Genomic DNA, 16,834 nt, shown 5'->3' on the forward strand with positions numbered 1-16,834 from the left:
ATCGATCAGATCGGTATTAATGGATCCGGAGGGATACCTATCTGCACTCATGGTGCGTGAAGCCGGACCTGATGGCAGGACAGAAGACGACAACAGCCCCCGCTCAACGCCGGTCATGCGGCAGTACCGGGAGATGAAGGAGCAGCACCCGGATACGATCCTCTTCTTCCGCATCGGCGATTTTTACGAGACCTTCGATGCGGATGCAGAACTGGTATCCCGGGAACTGGAGATCGTCCTGACCTCCCGGTCCCGGAGCGGGGACAACCGGATCCCTCTCGCGGGCGTCCCCTATCACGCGGCTGACGGGTACATCGCAAAACTGATCGGCAAAGGCTACAAAGTGGCAGTCTGCGATCAGATCGGGGATGCAAAGAACAGCAAGGGGATCGTGAAACGCGAGATCGTGCGGGTCATCACCCCCGGAACGGTCATCGATTCCACGCTCGTCCCCTCGGTTGCGGCCACGTACCTGATGGCTGTCTCCCCGGATGCAAAGCAGCAGGAATGGGGTATTGCACTCCTCGACATCTCCACGGGAGAATTCTTTGCCGCTGTCATTGCACACGATCCCGCGCTTGAAGAATTGCGATCGGAGATTGCGCGGTACCGTCCTGCCGAATGCATGGTCCCTGCATCTGTTCCGGAGCCGGTCCGGCAGCGCATCCGTGACTCCGGTGTTGTTGTAACAACCTGCCGGGATGAAGTATTCAATGAAGGCCGTGCACGGCAACTCCTCTGCGGGCATTTCCATGTGGCATCGCTTGCCGGGTTCGGGTTTGACGACGGTTCCTGCGCGGTCAGTGCTGCCGGCGCTGCGCTTGCCTATGCCCAGGAGACGCAGCATGCGGCACTCCCCCACATCAGTTCCCTCTCGATGCGCAGTTCCACCCAGTCCATGCAGCTGGATGCCGTCACCCTGCGCAACCTTGAAGTCCGGGAGAGCATCCGCGCCGGGACCAAAGGGGCGACCCTCTTCTCCTCGCTCGACCTGACGCGGACCCCGATGGGCAGCCGGCTCTTAAACCGCCACCTCACGCGACCCCTGAACGACATCGCGGCGATCAATCGCCGGCTGGATGCGGTGGAATTCCTTGCAGGGAAGACCGCTGCACGACTCTCCCTGAGAGACCAGCTCAGGTCGTGTGGTGACATCGAACGGATCGCTGCCCGGATCGCGTACGGGAACGCCGGTCCCCGCGATCTGGTCGCGCTGGCGGAAACCCTTTCTGCCCTCCCGGGGCTGAAGCAGTGCCTTACAGAAACCCACTGTGCCCTGCCAGACCTGGTGTCGGACGCCCTGACCGGGATAAGGGATCTGCCCGAAGTCATCGATCTCATCCGGAGGGCAATCACCGATGATCCTCCTGCCATAGCACGGAACGGCGGGGTCATCCGCGCCGGTTATAACCCGGAACTCGATGCAATCAGCGGCGTCCTGCACTCGGGAAAGGACTGGATTGCCGAGCTCCAGGCACAGGAACGGGAAGCAACCGGCATCAAATCGCTCAGGATCGGGTACAACCGCATCTTCGGGTATTACATCGAGGTCACAAAGCCCAATGTCCCGCTCGTCCCGGCCCGGTACGAGCGCAAGCAGACAACAGCAACCGGGGAACGGTACACGATCCCCGAGCTGCGGGAGAAAGAGGCCCTCATCACGAATGCCGATGAACGCGTGCTCGCGCTCGAACGGGAAATGTACACCAAACTCCTCGAAACCCTGCGCGAGAGTACTCATGCATTCCAGTCCATAGCAAACGGGATTGCCGCGCTCGATGTTGCCTCTACCCTCGCGGAGGTGGCACAGGTCCGGCATTACGTCCGCCCGCAGATGGATGACAGCGATGCGATCGTCATCCGTGACGGGCGGCACCCGGTGGTCGAACAGGGAGTTGCGGGAGGGTTTGTCCCGAACGATACGGAACTCTCTGGCAGCGGCACCCAGATCATGATCATCACGGGCGCGAACATGGCCGGGAAGTCCACCTACATGCGGGCCGCCGCGCTCATCTGCATTATGGCGCAGGCAGGCAGCTTTGTCCCGGCCCGGCACGCGCGTGTCGGCATTCTCGACCGGATCTTCACGCGGGTCGGCGCATTCGATGACCTGGCAAGCGGGCAGAGTACCTTCTTTGTCGAGATGCTGGAGCTCGCAAATATCCTTAACAACGTCACCCCGAAGAGCTTGGTCATCCTCGATGAGATCGGCCGGGGGACAAGCACTGCGGACGGGTCGTCGATCGCCCGCTCCGTGCTCGAATACCTGCACGGGAAATCCGGGGCCGGCCCAAAAACACTCTTTGCCACCCATTTCCACGAACTCATCACCATGGAAGAGCACCTCAAACGGGTAAAAAACTACCACTTTGCGGTGAAAGAAACAAAAGACGAAGTGATCTTTCTCCGTAAGATCATACCCGGCGCAACGGACAAGAGTTATGGTATCCACGTCGCACGGCTAGCCGGCATCCCGAAGAGAGTGACCGAGCGTGCCGAGGCCCTCCTCGACGAGAACATGAACGGGCGGGTCGCGGGCAGCACCCGCCCCCAGCGCTATACCCAGATCCTCCTCATGGACGAACGGGTCGATGCTCCTGCCGGCACGGTCCACCCGGTGCTGGAAGAACTGGGGAGCATGAACCCGGACGAGATGACACCCCTCCAGGCGCTCTCGAAGATTACCGAACTGAAGCGGAAGCTTGAGGACAACGGGGGGGGGAACAGATGAAACGCGGAAGCACCCCCCCGGACATTCATCTCCTCGATCAGGCAACGGTCAACCAGATCGCGGCCGGCGAAGTGGTGGAGCGGCCGGCCTCGGTCGTCAAGGAGCTCGTTGAGAACGCGATCGATGCCGGTGCACGGACGATCAGGATCGAGATCCTTTCGTCCGGAACTGATATACCATCCATCCGGATCACCGATGACGGTACCGGCATGTCCGCCGGGAATGCACTCCTCGCCTTCACTCCCCATGCGACCAGCAAGATCGCCGGTATCACCGATCTGGACACGATCAGCACCCTTGGTTTCCGCGGCGAGGCACTGGCTAGCATCGCGGCTGTCTCCCGTGTCACGCTCATCACCCGGCCCCGGGACGATGACCTTGCGCCCGGAACAAAGATCGTCATCATGGGTGGCGAAGTCGTGGAGAATGTACCTGTCGGTGCTCCCGGCGGGACGAGCGTGCTTGTCGAGGATATCTTCTATAACACCCCGGCGCGGAAGAAATTCCAGAGAAGCAGGCAGACCGAACTCGCCCATGTCCACGATATGCTTGAAGGTGTCTTCCTCGCTCACCCCCATATTGCGTTCCGGCTCACGTACAACGGAACGGAACAACTGGTTACTGAGAGGGGCACCTCCCAGCTCGATACCATTGCCCGGATCTATGGCGCCGGGCTGATACGGGACCTGGTGCCGGTATCAGTACAGAGCCCTCTCGTGAGGATCGCGGGCCACATCTCCCGTCCCTCGCTCTCCCGCAAGGACCATGCCCGGATCTTTATCGCGATCAACCAGAGGTATGTCTCCTCTCCCGCGATCACCAACGCAATCAAGGAAGGATACGGTACCCTGCTCCCGAAGGACCGGTTTCCGGTGGCGTTCCTCTCGCTCGATATCGATCCGGGGCTTGTGGATGTCAATGTCCACCCGACCAAGAAACTGGTCCGGCTCTCCCGGGAACCGGAGATCGCCCGGGCCGTCAGCGACGCCGTGCACCGGGCTCTTGCCGGTCACGATCTCATACCCGACATACGGCCACCGGGGCCAGCGCATGCCATCACTGTCGATACCTCCTTTGGACCGGGACACTCCCGACCCTACCTGCATGATGCAGTCCCGCCCGGGGTTGTCAGCGAACCCACGCATATGGGCACAGTCGGCACCGACCGCCAGCTCCGTCGGACTGCGCTGGCACCGGAACCTCTTCCGGCAAGTTCCATCCCTCCCCTCCGGGTCATCGGGGAGTTCGGTGGGATCTATATCCTTGCGACAACGGAGACCGGGGAACTCATGGTCATCGACCAGCATGCCGCACATGAGCGGATCCTCTACGAACTTGCGGGACGGAAAGATGAGCGTGAGAAGCGCGTCCAGGAACTGATCGCCCCCGTAATCCTCCACCGGACACCCCGCGAGAGCGCGATCCTGTCGGAACTCCTGTCGGCGCTTGCAGATGAAGGTTTTCACATCGAGGAGTTCGGCAGGGATACGTTCGTTGTCCGTGCCATCCCGGTGGTCCTCGGGAAACTCGAAGACACTTCGCTCCTCGAGGATATCATCAGCGACCTGACAAGCACTGAACGGGGCCAGCGGGTCGACAACCGGGAGCGGATCACCCGCATCGTTGCGTGCCGTGGAGCGATCAAGGCCGGGACGGTCTGCACACAGGAGCAGTGCCAGCGTGTGGCCGACCAGCTCCGGTTCACGAAAAACCCCTTCACCTGCCCCCATGGCCGCCCGACCATGATCCGGTTCTCGAAAGCGGACCTCGACAGTATGTTTAAAAGATCCTGACGGATCTTTATAAACTCCTTCGGATGTTTAAATGGTCCTGATGGTTCGCTATAAACTCCTCCGGATGTTTAAACGGTCCTGAAGGACCGTTATAAACTTCCACACGTCGCTACGTTCTGGGATGATGATGCGATGCTTCCCCGCCTCAGGGCCTCTTCGAGGCACGGCGGGGCAAGGAAGTGTCTTTAAATTTGTCATTAGTCACTGATCCGCCGCGGGGCGCCCCATCGGGGGCGGCGGCGTTCATCGTTATGTCAATGGTACCAGACCCCTCATCACATTCTGAATCATAAGTCACTGATATTTGTTATTGACGCAGAACCGCTGTTGCCTTTAGCTTCAGAGTTATACTATTTGGCATATTACCTGTGAGTACGAAAAATGCCCGGCTATAAGAAAAAGCAAGATACCGTACAGGAAACGCTCATCCTGTCTGCTGAACAGTATGTCCCGGCAGAGATGGTCCGGCCAAGTATTTCTGAGTTCCAGCGGACGGTACTCTCATATTATGAACGATCCGGCCGGCATGACATGCCCTGGCGCCATACCACCGACCCGTACCACATCCTCGTCTCGGAGATCATGCTCCAGCAGACACAGGTAGAACGGGTTACCCTGAAATACCCGGAGTTCATCGCCGCCTTCCCGGATTTCACCGCCCTTGCCGGCGCACCACTTGCGAATATCCTCCGGGTCTGGCAGGGGATGGGATACAATCGCCGGGCGATCGCGCTGCAGAAATGTGCCATCCGGGTCACCGGTGAATACGGGGGCATCCTTCCCCGGGACGTGGACACCCTCGCAACATTCCCGGGCATCGGCTATGCCACCGCCTCATCGATCGCCGCTTTTGCCTTCAACCTTCCGGTGGCCTTTATCGAGACGAATATCCGCAGGGTCTTCATCCATTATTTCTTCAGGAATAAGGATCCCGTCAGGGACGACGAGATCCTCCCGCTCGTTGATCAGGCGCTGTACCGGAAGAACCCGCGGGTCTGGTACTGGGCGCTCATGGATCTGGGCGCCTCGTTGAAAAAGAGCGTCCCCAACCCGAACCGGAGGAGCGTGCACTATACAAAGCAGTCCGCATTCGAAGGCTCGGATCGCAGGCTCCGCGGGCAGGTACTGAAACTGCTCGTTTCCCGGGGAGAGATGGCCTCTGCGGCAATCATCAGGGAACTGGGGAAAGACAGGGACCGTGTCCTGAAGATCCTTGCCGGGCTTGAGGAAGAGGGATTTATCCGGAAGGCCGGAAAGAAGATTATGCTGGTTTCCTGATGTGGACCATGGGGGGCAATCAGCGATATGGGTCTGGCCGTCCTGGTGTGACCATCCAACATTTGATAAGTGGGGTTTGCCATACAACGATCAGGACAAGGAGTCACGTCTATGACGGACATCAGGGATATTCCTGGAGAGACCCGGTGGCGGTTTGCTGCGGACTTCGCAGCATATCTGCCCTTTCTGTATGATGCTGCATTCCGCCCTGTCATAGGCGAACGGTATGACGAAATCGAACAGGAGGTCTGGATGGAACTCTCGCGCACAGCGTTTGCCATCGCACGGGATCTTTCCCTGCCGACGGAAACTGCACAGGATCTTGCAGAAACGATGCGGATCGTCATGGTGATCCTGTTCGGTCCCGGGTTCAGGAAAGAAGCCCTCAAAGTTTCTCCGGACAAGTCGGTGATTCTCGTAAAACAGTGCCCGCTCATAGAGCAGGCAGCCACTTCCGGCAGCGCAGGAAACCCGGTCTTCCGGCGATGCATGGCATTTACCCTGACGGCAGTTCCGCTCCTTAATAACAAATATTCCGCCCGTTTTGTCAGGACGATGTGCACGGGCGACCGCCAGTGCGAGATCAAGATCGAGAAAGCAGGCGAGCTGGTTACTGATACTAAAAAGAAGTGATGAATCTCTTCCGGCAGGGTTTGGTTCCGGTGCTACTTCAGGTAATACCCGACCGCCATGAAGATGAGTCCGAGATAGAACATGATAGCGAACGGCCAGGTAAACCCGAGGTTGATGGTATCGAGCCTCTTTAAGTCCTGGACTGCGATCATGGCAAAACCGAGGACAAATAACCCTATGCTGAACTGTGTTTTTGTTGCCTTATCCATGAAAATACTACCTTCCCAGCAGTAATTTAGACCGCACGGAAAAAAGCTTTGTTGTCGTTTACCCGGTTGCCGGTAAAATTCCTGCACCTCCCTGCGCTTAAAAATTCCCGATAACGAGGGAATAGAGGTCTGCGGTGGTCCCGGGGGGTGATCCAACGGGGCCGACGTCGATTTTTTCCTTCGGGTACCCGAGGTTCTCGCAGACCGCAATCCGGAGGGGAATGGACAGCCGCTGGATCCGGGAATACAGCTCTTCCACATCGAATTTCGGGTCCGCAAGGAGGAAGACGATCTTCCCCCGTTTTAGCTCGTCGACGGTATCTGTCATGCCCTTCTCATGGCCCAGCCCATGGGCAACAACCACCGATACCCTTGACAGGGGGATATGGAGGCGGGCGGTTGCGATCTGGAGCGAGGATATGCCCGGGATGACCTCGCCCGGGAGGTATCCGAGGCCGGCGAGCATGGGATCACCGGTCGAGAGGATCACGGAGTCCTGCGGGAGCCGGCTGAGGCTCTTGAAATCGTCAATGGATCTAACCCGGCAGGACGCGGGGAGATAGGGCCGCGCCAGCTCGATCGCCCGTTCCGATCCGTACACGTTCCGGGCTGTTTTGAGTTCCCGGATTGCCTGTTCCGTGAGCAGCCCCGGGCCGCAGCCGACACCGATGATCTTCATGCACTCTCTCCCATGACCTGTCCTTCCCGGTTCACCAGTACGATGCTGATTGCGGGATACTGCTGCCTGAACGCAGCAAGGTTCTTCTCCACGATAGCGGGAAAGGCCGGGGTGACCGACAGTTCCTCCACGGTGGCAGATCCGGTCCCTTCCAGGATCTGCGGGTTGATATACCGGAGGATGAGCGCGGGGAGGCCAAAAAGGATCGCCCCGCCCCGGACCGCTGCAACAGCCCGTTCGATCTTCCCGCCGATGAGGATCACCTCACGGTCGGGATACATCAGCCGGGCAAACCGGAGGCCGGTACGTCCGGTCGTGAGGACCGGCCGTTCCGCAGCCGAGATCCGTTCGAGAGTGGATTCCGTAAGGTGATCGTCCCAGGGTTCGACAAGGCCGGTGGTGCCAAGAATCGAGACACCCCCCATGACACCCATGCGGGGGTTTAAGGTCTTCTGTGCAATCTCCCTCCCCTGCGGGATGTGGAGCTGCACTTCGATCCCCGCAAGACCGGTTTTTCCGAGTGCTTCCTGGACAGACGAATGGATACAGGCCATTGCCGGGGGGCTGACCGCCGGCGTGCCGGCCTTGAACCGCGGGGTATCACGGGAAAACCTGCCGATGCCGTCTCCGAAGGACAGGTGAATACCGCCTTCGCGGGGGATCGCCTGTGCTGCAAAGAGGAGGCCGGCCGTGACATCGCCGGGATAATCACCGGCAAACTTTTTTGCAGAAGCCCGCCCGGCATCACCATCAACGGGAACTTCAATGGTCAGGCCGCAGGGGATCGTGATCGTGACAGACGTGACGACTCCTCCTGCAAGCGAGAGGACGGCTGCCTTGCAGGCCGCGGCGGCAGTTGTGCCGGTGGTAAAACCCCGCACGAGGACTGTTCCCGTTGAAGTCAGGACGGCGAGGCCTTTTTCCGCGAGCAGCAGTTTTCCGGGATCCTGGCACCGCTCCACCCACGTATCCGGGTATTCAAAGCCGGTGACCGGATCGCGCATGGTTCGGGTCCTCGATATACATGGTGATGCACTCGTTGACTGCCGCAACGGCGACCGGTGTGCCGCCCCGCGTCCCTTCCGAGGAGATGGACGGGATATCGAGCGTCCGCAGCTCGACTTTGGACTCTGCGGCATTGACAAAACCGACCGGTGCACCGATGATCGCGGCCGGTCGTATCCCGTCCCGGACCATCGAGCAGAGAGAGAGAAGTGCCGATGGCGAATTGCCGATCACAACGATGGACCCGGGCAGTTTCTCTTTGAGGGCAAGGAAACCTGCGGAGCTCCGCGTTATCTCCTTCTCGTGGACGATATCGGCACCGAAGTCAAGCGCGCACAATACCTCGCTCGCATGCCCATTTTTCTGGATACCGATCTGGACCATACGGATGTCCGTGATGATCGGTGCACCCTGTCGCAGGGCTTCGAGGACCGCGGGGATCGGGTCATGCCGGAACCGCATCAGCTCCGCCATTGCAAAATCACCGACTGCAATGGAGCACCGCTGCTTCACGCGGTCCTCGGGGGTCTCGTTACCGAGCGCTTTTCGTGCGAGCGCCCGGGACTTTTTCGAGATCGCGTAGCCTTCCTTCGTGTCGGCACCGGGATCAATATAGGTATTTCCGGTGGTATCCCCGTGGCGTGATGATTCCTTTGACATCGTTTCCCATCCTCCAGATCCTGCTCTCCGTTCCTCCGATGATCACGGTCGTGTGCATGTCAACGGCAGGTTCATGCTCTTCGATCTCCCCCAGTGTCGTGATGACGGTCTCTTCATCCTCGCGCAGCGCATTTTTCACAATGGCAATGGGGGTCGTTTGGCCGAGATGTTTCCGCGCATGCTCCACGGCAAGGGCAAAGTTGTGCGGCCGGCCCCGGCTCTTCGGGTTATACAGGACAACCGGTATCCCGAGCGCGAAGACCGCATCGAGGCGTGTCTCGATCACATCGAGCGGCGTAAGAAGATCGGAGAGGCTGATCACGGCAAAATCCCCGGAGAGGGGGGATCCGACCCGGGAGGCCGCCGCAGTGGCCGCCGTCACGCCCGGTATCACTTCAACCGGGATCACCACACCACGGTGTTCCAGCACCTCAAGGACGATGCTTGCCATTCCGTACACGCCGGCATCACCTCCGGAAACGATCGCGACCGCGTGGTTTTTGGCCAGATCGATTGCCTGCTCTGCCCGGTCCACCTCTTTTCCCATGGAACTGCTGATCACGGTCTTACCCTTGAGGAGCGGTTCCAGCGGTTCGAGGTAGGTGGAGTGGCCAAGCACATAATCAGCATGGGCAACTGCCTTGAGGGCGCGGGGGGTCATGTACTCCCGCCGCCCCGGCCCGAGGCCGACGATGGCAAGACTTCCTTTTCCGGGCTCAGCGTGCGATGGCAATCGTGACTCTCCCGTATACTTTCTTCTTTGCGACCAGTTCTTTTCTCTTCGACACGGCAAGGGCGCAGGGCTCCGCGACACCGCGAAGGCCGATCCGGGATGCCCGCGATGGCGAGAGGCCAGACTGTGCGTTTATGGTATCATCTGCAAGGAATATTAAATTCCCGGAACGTGCAGAGACGGCATCCGTCAGGCCTGACTCATGCATCTTTTTTACCGTTGTCGCGTACACCAGCACGTCCTGTTCTGCAATGTTGGCTTCTTCCAGCGCACGATCGATCGCCGTTGTTACTTCATCGGTATTGATACCTTTCCGGCACCCGATGCCGATCGAGTATTCACCCTTTTTTACGAGAATGGAGACATCCGGCCCCGCGATCACAAGGGAGGGTCCATGTACCGCGTGGACCGGCAGATCGGACTCAAGCAGCGCAGCATTCACGCTGCGGGTCGAGTCACGGTTCAGGATGTCGGTGCCACTCCGTTCCGCGATCTGTTCGACGGAGTCGCGGCCCATGGATTCGGTTGCCGTGGTGATGACGGGAATCAGACCCAGGCCTTCCAGTTCCTTTGCCAGCTGGTTCGCACCATGGTGGCCGCCGATCAGCGGGATCGCGTATCGCATGTCCGGGCTGATAACAACAATTGCCGGATCGTTCCATTTGTCCGTCAGGAGCGGGGCGATCTTCCGGACCACGATGCCCATCGACATGAGGGCAACGATGCGGTGCTTCTCACTGACAGCCCGGGAAAACAGATCCGCCGAATATTCCTCCGCTTCGGCTCCAAGAAATGCGGCAACGCGTTCTGCCTCCCTCATGAAAAACGGGAGGGCAATTACGATGGTATCGGTCATGAATAGAGATGCGATCGCATGTAGTCAGAGGCGGTTCCCAGCACGGCATACCCGACGATGAGCAGGGCCGACCGCGTGATGCCGGCGGATTGAGCCTTCCCCGCGATATCGGCAACCGTGCCCCGGACAATCTTCTGGTCGGGCCACGAGGCGTGGTAGATCACCACGGCAGGCGTGTCGCGGGGACAGGAGAGTTTTGCCGTGATATCGGCAAAATGCTCACTGCCGAGGAAGAATGCCATCGTTGCCGGTACCTGCGAGAGCTCGGTAATGTAATCCTTCTCCAGGGTCTTCCCGGCCGGGCGGGTGATGATCAGGGTGTCGGAAACCCCCTTGGGCGTGAACTCGGTGCCAAGGGCGGCTGCCGCAGCAAAGGCTGATGAGACACCGGGGACGATGGCAACGGACAGGCCGGCCTTCTCCAGTTCCGCGATCTGCTCAACGATCGACCCGTAGATTGCCGGGTCTCCGGAGTGGAGCCTGACCACGCGCTTTCCCCTGCGGGCCCGGTCGATCATGAGTGCGACCATCTCGTCGAGTTTCCTGTCCCAGCTGTCCACTTTCTCCGCTGCCGGGCTGCTCTCTACCAAGGCGGGGTTGACGAGCGAACCGGCATAGACCAGCACGTCCGCTGTGTCGAGCAGGGCCCTGCCCTTTACGGTGATCAGCTCCGGGTCGCCGGGGCCGGCACCGACAAACCAGATCACATTCGCCTCGTCATTTCCGGGCATACATCACGCTCATGTAATCGCTCTTCTCCGGGAGCTCTTTGTTCCGGTAGATCTTCATGTCATCGAAAAACATCCGCTCGACCAGCACGAACTCCCGGTAACCCTCGGCGATCAGGGAGGCTGCCCTCTCCTTCGGTTTTCGTACCTTCAGCAGGATCTTCGTATCCGACATTGTGCCGTCCGAAACGCAGAAGCCTTCGTTGACCGGAATGCCGGCAGCGGCAGCGAAGGCGGTGATGGCGCTGATCCCAGGTTCCGTCCGGCACTCAATCGCCGGGTGTTCCTCTGCGAGTACGGCACAGAGGCGCGAGAAGGTCGAGAAGAAGTTCGGGTCGCCCAGGATCCCGAAGATGGCGAGGCCCTTCTCTGCCACGGGTGCGATCTTCTCTGCATTCTCTTCAAGGCATCGCCGGATCCTTGCCTCGTCATCCGTCATGGGAAATTCGAGTACGACAGCATCGCGGTACGGGGCGACCAGGTCCTTTGCGATCCTTCCGGGGACAAAGACGGCATCGGCTTCCCTGAGGAGGCGGACCGCACGGAGCGTGAGGAGTTCGGGGTTTCCCGGCCCGAGGCCAAGGCCTACGAGCATGCGGTGCCCCTTCCCACGATAATCCAGACCGGGTCAATCGGCCGGAACATGATACTGCCGGCGATATCGTGCGACCGTGAGACCTGCACCTGCACGACCTCGGTAAAGATCCCGAGTTCCTTCAGGGCATTCATCGCCTGTTCGAGCGTGCCCACCAATACTGCGTTGATCACGATCGTCCGCTTTACCTTCTTTGCAAGCACCGGGAGGATCTCCGCAAGGTTCTGGGTACCGCCAAGGAATGCACAGTCGAACACCCGGTCTCCTTTGAGAAAACCCACCGCGTCCGTGCAGAAAAATTCGATGTTCTGCACTCCCGCATGTCGTGCGTTTTCCGTGGCAAGCGAGACCGCGTCCGGACGTTTATCCAGAGAGTACACTTTTTTTACGGTCTTCGCCATCGCGACCGAGACCTTACCGGTACCGCAGCCGATCTCAAGGATGGTATCGGTGCGGAGCAGTCCCAGTTTGAAGAGGGAGACCGCCATGATCTCGTCCTGGGTCGGACCACCGGCAAGTTTTGTCCCGTTCATCTGCACAAGTTTGGTTGCATTAAGGTATTAATGATTGTTTTAACGGGGGAGAGTCGATGACCCTTGCGATGGTTCATCGTAACCCGGACAAATTTGGATCCTATGGAAGGGTTTATTCACTCATACCCTGCCTGAAAATGTCTGAAACTGCGATGCAGTTTCAGCAGCCACTTGGGAGCGGCTTTTTCAATCACCCTCTCAGCCCCTGCCCAGAAATTTTCAAACGCGATCTTCATCCTTCGTAACCATGCAAAAATTCTGTAACATTACAGAATATCTGCACCATAGCAGACATCCTCACGTCAGCGAGAGGCGGACGAAAGCAGGGAAAACACGAGCTCCCCATCGGGCGTGATCCCGTACAGCCGGCCTTTGACCCCTGCTGAATTTTTTTGTTCCGCAACAAGACCCCACCCGATCAGTGTTGCGAGCATCTGTGAAAAGTTGCCCGGTGTCAGCCCGCGGTGCGCCGGCCTGCCCGCCAGGGTACGGACAGGCAGGTACAGATCTTTCATGGACCCGAAGAGCTGCCGGCGGGGGATACCGGATGGTGCGCCATCCTTCACCGCTGGCTTGCTGTGCAGGAGGGTCAGTATCGCCCCGTAATTCGGGTTTGCTACGAGGTCATTCACCCGGAACTGCGGGAGGGTGAGCGGCTGCACCGCGGCTTTCCTGCCTGCAGAGGAGATATCCGCACCAAGCCATGCGGCCATCCGGAACAGGCCGGTGGTAACAGGAACCGAGGCACCGGCAAGGAGGACTGAGTACTGTGCGCCGGGATGGTCCCGGCAGATGCCGAGCACCGTTGCAGTAACGGTATCGGGTGTGGGCGGATCGATGTAAAGGGTGAGGTGCGGGATGCCAAGCGATGCTGCGAGTTCCTTCACCCTCGAGAGACTGGTTCTGAAGCCCTGTTTTTGCTCCCGTTCCGCCAGTGAATCGCCCGGGGTGTCGGACGTTACGCCAAGTTCCACGAGAGCAAACGAGCGGGTGATTCCTCCATCGGAACGGAGTGCCGCGGTAAAAAGCGCCGGTGCATCGTTTCCGGGAGTGAAGATCAGGAAATGCTCCTGCGGTACCATGAATATTATACAGTATAGAATTATAATATCTTGTCAGTCGGCACGCATCCCCCGTCCCGCAACACATTTCTCCTCTTCCGCAAAACTTCTGTCAGGAATGCTATGAAGCACGAGATTATTGGCAATAACCTGCAGATGGTAAAGATTGATCTCCAGCCGGGGGAAGGGATCTTTGCGGAGGCCGGCTCGATGGTGAACATGACCGGAACATTTACGATGGAGAGCCAGCTGAAAGGGGGCATCATCTCCGGCCTGAAACGCGCCGTGACCGGCGAGAGCGTGTTCCTGACCCGGTTCACTGCGGGCGACCATACCGGGTTCGTCTCCTTTGCCGGTACCATGCCCGGCAAGATCTTTCCGGTGATGGTTGGCCCGGACAAGGAGTTCATTGCGCGGAAAGAGTCGTTCCTCTGCTGCGATGAGGGCGTGGAGCTGGATATCGCTGTTACGGACAGGATCCGGGCAGGGCTGTTCGGCGGGGAGGGGTTCATCCTCCAGTGCATAGCAGGGCAGGGAACCGCCTTTCTCCACTGCTGCGGGGACATCATCGAGATGACCCTGGAGCCCGGGGAGGTCGTGAAAGTGCAGACCGGGCTGGTCGTCGGGTTCGACCACACGGTGAGCTACGATATCACGCTTGCCGGGGGAATCACGACGGCACTCCTGGGAGGGGAAGGGCTGTTTGTCACCACCCTCACCGGCCCGGGAAAAGTCGTACTCCAGTCCATGGATATCGCAAAACTCGCCGCTTCCCTCATCCCCTACCTGCCCAAGCCGGAAGTGAAGGTCAAGTCGGTCTGAATACCAGATTATTTATTCCAGCCCAGTTTTTCCGTCAGGTATCTGGTCTCGTCCTGCGCTTTTGCCCCCGGGCTGCGTGGCTGGACAACGAGAGTGATCGCATTTTTCAGGAAGATATTCCTCCCTTTTTCTTTGCAGAGGACATAATTGCCGTTGAACCGGTTAAGGGCCCTGACAAACGCATCAAGGATCTTTTTCCTGCTTTTGAGATCGCTTTTTTTGAGTTTCATCAGGTGCTCGAAGATGGAGACATCGATGAGCGTACTCGCCATCCAGCCAATCTCGCAGGTATAGCCGAAGATCCATGCGATATGGGAATTTTTTGTTGTCGAGATGAAATCGTCGATGTTATTGCCCACGCTGCAGGAGCCGATCAGCACGCCTTCGATATTGGAGTAGTTTGCCGCACTCTTCACTACCTTGAACATGGCCGGCAGTTTCATGCCGGTCTTCGCTTTTAAGCCCCCAATCCGTTTTCCGGTGCCGTGAGCGGCGACATAGAGGAAGAGACGGTCTTCCCGCGTGTTGGTCAGGTCGTCCTCGAGGGCCCTGCGGAAGCCGATCTTTTCGTAAAAGTTCGCGTAATAGATATTGAAATCGCCCCGAAAATTTTCAAGGCCTTCGAGGAACAGGAGGACCGAGGGGCGTTTCGGTTTTTGTTCCGGGGTCCACCAGAGGCCTTCGATAACGAGGAGTGCTGTGCTTGACATGGTACCACACGAGAAACTTCAGGACACTGCTTACAGGAGGAGAATGTGCCGGTACTGAATAACCTTTTTGGCCGGCCAACGCACAAACCATAAATCCCGGCAGGGATGAACCTCTTTATCCACTCCTCTGTTGAGGGACGGAGAACATTGCCCTTAAACCCTGCAGGTTTCCATGACTGACCAGAGTGCCGGAGATACGCCGGAAAAAGAGTATTGCCTATCCGATGGGGCGGTTGACGACGGGGACGCGTTCAGCTCAGAAGTGCCGGTCGGCATGACGCTTGAGAGCATCATCAGCCTGACCGGCGAACTTGAGCACCTGAACGAACTGGTCATGCTCCATCTTGAGAGATCCGGCGGATTTACCTGCACCGCATCCTATTTTACCCTCGTGACCCCCGTTCTCGATATGCTCGAAGCAGAGATCCGTTTCCGGTACCACGACGGCATGTCCCGGGACCGGATGAAACTCGTAGTCCAGGACTGGATTGATAAGGAAATTGCGGACCTGCAGCATGGCCGCTGATGGTGAGGAGGGGAAAACCGGGTGATCAGATGATCCCGGTTACCCATGCCCCCATATTGTGGATACCGGTGGATATGACAACCACCGGGTCAATCCCGAGGACCGGGAAGACGAAGATGAAATACAGGACGGTCCCAATCAGGCTCCCGAGATTCCCGAGCGCTGCGACGAGCACGACCTTGAAGAGGGGGATCCTGGCCATCTCCGAGAGGGATTCTGTCTGGTAGATCTTCCGGAAGTCCGAGATGGGGGGCTTGCGCACCCGCGCTTCCACGTACGCACCGATCCACCCGGCATGGAGCATCGGGTTGAGGGAGGTCATCCATGCCACCCCGAAACAGGTCGCTGCCGAGTACGGGTGGCCGCCGGCCAGCAGGACGAAAAACGCGGAAATCGCTCCGTGGATGACCACCCAGAAGAGGAAGGCATAGAGGAGGACAGTCCACCCGACCCCTGAGAACGCGATGGCGGCGAGCAGGAAGAAGAAGAGGAACGTCACGATAAAGCCGAATACCTTTGCCCAGGGGAAGGGTTTTGGCTCCCGGGTGAGCGCATCGAAGGGAGGGAGGGTGGCGGGATTCTCAAGGAATGCCGAGATACCCTTCCGGTGACCGGCACCGATGACCGCGAGGATCTTTCCTTCAGGACGCTGGGCCTTGAGGAGGACGAGCTGGTGTGCGATGAAGGCGTCCCGTTCATCGATGAGCGCCCGCGATCCATTGGGGGAGAACCTGCGGAACTCCTCCATGACCACGTCGATCACGTCCTGGTCCTTGAGCGCCTCGATATCGATCTCCTCCCCGCTGTCGATCTCTACGATGGAGACGATCAGGGCCCAGAACATCCTGATCTTTTCAAAAAAACCCAGGGAGTTCCAGAACCGCAGGAGCGTAACCCGGATATCCCGGTCTACGAGGCCTATCGGTATGCCCCGCTTGTCGGCTTCTTCGATCGCGGCCTTCATCTCTGCGCCGGGTTCAACGCCCACGTCGAACCCGATCTTGCGCTGGAGGTAGGCCAGGAGCCACTGGACGAGAAGGGTGTTGAAATTCTTGATCTCAAGCACGTCGTCGACGGTTGGGTCGCGTGCCAGTTTTTTTAATGCGGCAAAACGTGAAGGGTCAAGTTCTATTGCTATAACGTCCGGTTGATATTCATCGATTGCGGTCCTGACCTCGTCCACGCTTGATTGGGAGACGTGTGCGGTACCGATTATTTTGATCTCTGCCATTCATCACCGTTGTTCCCCAAGTATTGGCGCTGCAGGGTCATTAAGGGGTGG

The 16,834-nt window shown here is 58.7% G+C and carries 18 protein-coding genes; 6 read left to right on the forward strand and 12 right to left on the reverse strand.

The window, feature by feature from the left end; translation table 11 throughout:
• The first annotated feature begins 49 nt into the window (after positions 1-49).
• The 4 genes from mutS (at position 50) to ABSG49_RS06645 (ending at position 6,435) form a co-directional block, all read left to right on the forward strand.
• Positions 50-2,731 carry a DNA mismatch repair protein MutS gene (gene mutS, locus ABSG49_RS06630; protein ID WP_424025333.1) on the forward strand — a complete coding sequence of 894 codons (2,682 nt, stop codon included), beginning with the start codon at positions 50-52 and terminating at the stop codon, positions 2,729-2,731.
• Positions 2,728-4,524 (forward strand): DNA mismatch repair endonuclease MutL, encoded by a 1,797-nt coding sequence (mutL, locus tag ABSG49_RS06635; RefSeq protein ID WP_424025334.1) that lies wholly within the window; start codon positions 2,728-2,730, stop codon positions 4,522-4,524. The genes mutS and mutL overlap by 4 nt, the downstream gene beginning before the upstream one ends.
• A 381-nt stretch (positions 4,525-4,905) precedes the next feature.
• On the forward strand, positions 4,906-5,802 hold the full coding sequence (locus ABSG49_RS06640) for an A/G-specific adenine glycosylase (RefSeq protein WP_424025335.1): 897 nt from the start codon (positions 4,906-4,908) through the stop codon (positions 5,800-5,802).
• A gap of 111 nt (positions 5,803-5,913) precedes the next feature.
• Positions 5,914-6,435 (forward strand): hypothetical protein, encoded by a 522-nt coding sequence (locus ABSG49_RS06645; RefSeq protein ID WP_424025336.1) that lies wholly within the window; start codon positions 5,914-5,916, stop codon positions 6,433-6,435.
• A gap of 32 nt (positions 6,436-6,467) precedes the next feature.
• Here the strand turns inward: ABSG49_RS06645 and ABSG49_RS06650 are convergent, their stop codons facing one another.
• The 10 genes from ABSG49_RS06650 to ABSG49_RS06695 all read right to left on the reverse strand — a co-directional run bounded on the left by ABSG49_RS06650 (position 6,468) and on the right by ABSG49_RS06695 (position 13,515).
• Positions 6,468-6,644 carry a hypothetical protein gene (locus ABSG49_RS06650; RefSeq protein ID WP_424025337.1) on the reverse strand — a complete coding sequence of 59 codons (177 nt, stop codon included), beginning with the start codon at positions 6,642-6,644 and terminating at the stop codon, positions 6,468-6,470.
• Positions 6,645-6,741: 97 nt separating this feature from the next.
• Positions 6,742-7,323, reverse strand: a complete 582-nt coding sequence (locus tag ABSG49_RS06655; RefSeq protein ID WP_424025338.1) for a cobalt-precorrin-7 (C(5))-methyltransferase — start codon at positions 7,321-7,323, stop codon at positions 6,742-6,744.
• Positions 7,320-8,327 (reverse strand): cobalt-precorrin-5B (C(1))-methyltransferase, encoded by a 1,008-nt coding sequence (locus ABSG49_RS06660; protein WP_424025339.1) that lies wholly within the window; start codon positions 8,325-8,327, stop codon positions 7,320-7,322. The genes ABSG49_RS06655 and ABSG49_RS06660 overlap by 4 nt, the downstream gene beginning before the upstream one ends.
• Positions 8,302-8,988 carry a precorrin-8X methylmutase gene (locus ABSG49_RS06665; RefSeq protein WP_424025340.1) on the reverse strand — a complete coding sequence of 229 codons (687 nt, stop codon included), beginning with the start codon at positions 8,986-8,988 and terminating at the stop codon, positions 8,302-8,304. Before ABSG49_RS06665 ends, ABSG49_RS06660 begins: the two co-directional genes overlap by 26 nt.
• On the reverse strand, positions 8,936-9,721 hold the full coding sequence (gene cobJ, locus ABSG49_RS06670; protein ID WP_424025341.1) for a precorrin-3B C(17)-methyltransferase: 786 nt from the start codon (positions 9,719-9,721) through the stop codon (positions 8,936-8,938). The genes ABSG49_RS06665 and cobJ overlap by 53 nt, the downstream gene beginning before the upstream one ends.
• Positions 9,705-10,577, reverse strand: coding sequence for a cobalt-precorrin 5A hydrolase (gene cbiG / locus ABSG49_RS06675; protein ID WP_424025342.1), 873 nt, complete (start codon positions 10,575-10,577; stop codon positions 9,705-9,707). Before cbiG ends, cobJ begins: the two co-directional genes overlap by 17 nt.
• On the reverse strand, positions 10,574-11,308 hold the full coding sequence (locus ABSG49_RS06680) for a cobalt-precorrin-4/precorrin-4 C(11)-methyltransferase (protein ID WP_424025343.1): 735 nt from the start codon (positions 11,306-11,308) through the stop codon (positions 10,574-10,576). The genes cbiG and ABSG49_RS06680 overlap by 4 nt, the downstream gene beginning before the upstream one ends.
• On the reverse strand, positions 11,295-11,900 hold the full coding sequence (locus ABSG49_RS06685; RefSeq protein ID WP_424025344.1) for a cobalt-factor II C(20)-methyltransferase: 606 nt from the start codon (positions 11,898-11,900) through the stop codon (positions 11,295-11,297). The genes ABSG49_RS06680 and ABSG49_RS06685 overlap by 14 nt, the downstream gene beginning before the upstream one ends.
• The gene (locus tag ABSG49_RS06690) at positions 11,891-12,433 is read right to left on the reverse strand and encodes a bifunctional cobalt-precorrin-7 (C(5))-methyltransferase/cobalt-precorrin-6B (C(15))-methyltransferase (RefSeq protein WP_424025345.1); all 543 of its coding nucleotides are present in this window, start codon (positions 12,431-12,433) and stop codon (positions 11,891-11,893) included. The genes ABSG49_RS06685 and ABSG49_RS06690 overlap by 10 nt, the downstream gene beginning before the upstream one ends.
• A gap of 302 nt (positions 12,434-12,735) precedes the next feature.
• A complete protein-coding gene (locus tag ABSG49_RS06695) occupies positions 12,736-13,515 on the reverse strand; it encodes a hypothetical protein (RefSeq protein WP_424025346.1) in 780 nt (259 codons plus the stop codon).
• 102 nt (positions 13,516-13,617) lie between these two features.
• Between ABSG49_RS06695 and ABSG49_RS06700 the strand changes: the two genes are divergently transcribed.
• Positions 13,618-14,316 (forward strand): TIGR00266 family protein, encoded by a 699-nt coding sequence (locus ABSG49_RS06700; protein WP_424025347.1) that lies wholly within the window; start codon positions 13,618-13,620, stop codon positions 14,314-14,316.
• An 8-nt stretch (positions 14,317-14,324) separates the two neighbouring features.
• Here ABSG49_RS06700 and ABSG49_RS06705 read toward each other — a convergent pair whose 3' ends face one another.
• The gene (locus ABSG49_RS06705; protein WP_424025348.1) at positions 14,325-15,026 is read right to left on the reverse strand and encodes a hypothetical protein; all 702 of its coding nucleotides are present in this window, start codon (positions 15,024-15,026) and stop codon (positions 14,325-14,327) included.
• Positions 15,027-15,198: 172 nt separating this feature from the next.
• On the opposite strand from ABSG49_RS06705, the gene ABSG49_RS06710 reads away from it, so the two are divergent.
• Positions 15,199-15,552, forward strand: coding sequence for a hypothetical protein (locus ABSG49_RS06710; protein ID WP_424025349.1), 354 nt, complete (start codon positions 15,199-15,201; stop codon positions 15,550-15,552).
• A 25-nt stretch (positions 15,553-15,577) separates the two neighbouring features.
• Here the strand turns inward: ABSG49_RS06710 and ABSG49_RS06715 are convergent, their stop codons facing one another.
• Positions 15,578-16,783 (reverse strand): TraB/GumN family protein, encoded by a 1,206-nt coding sequence (locus ABSG49_RS06715; protein WP_424025350.1) that lies wholly within the window; start codon positions 16,781-16,783, stop codon positions 15,578-15,580.
• Positions 16,784-16,834 lie beyond the last annotated feature (51 nt).

The sequence above is a fragment of the Methanoregula sp. genome, assembly GCF_049510175.1.
In the GTDB taxonomy this organism is placed as follows: domain Archaea; phylum Halobacteriota; class Methanomicrobia; order Methanomicrobiales; family Methanospirillaceae; genus Methanoregula.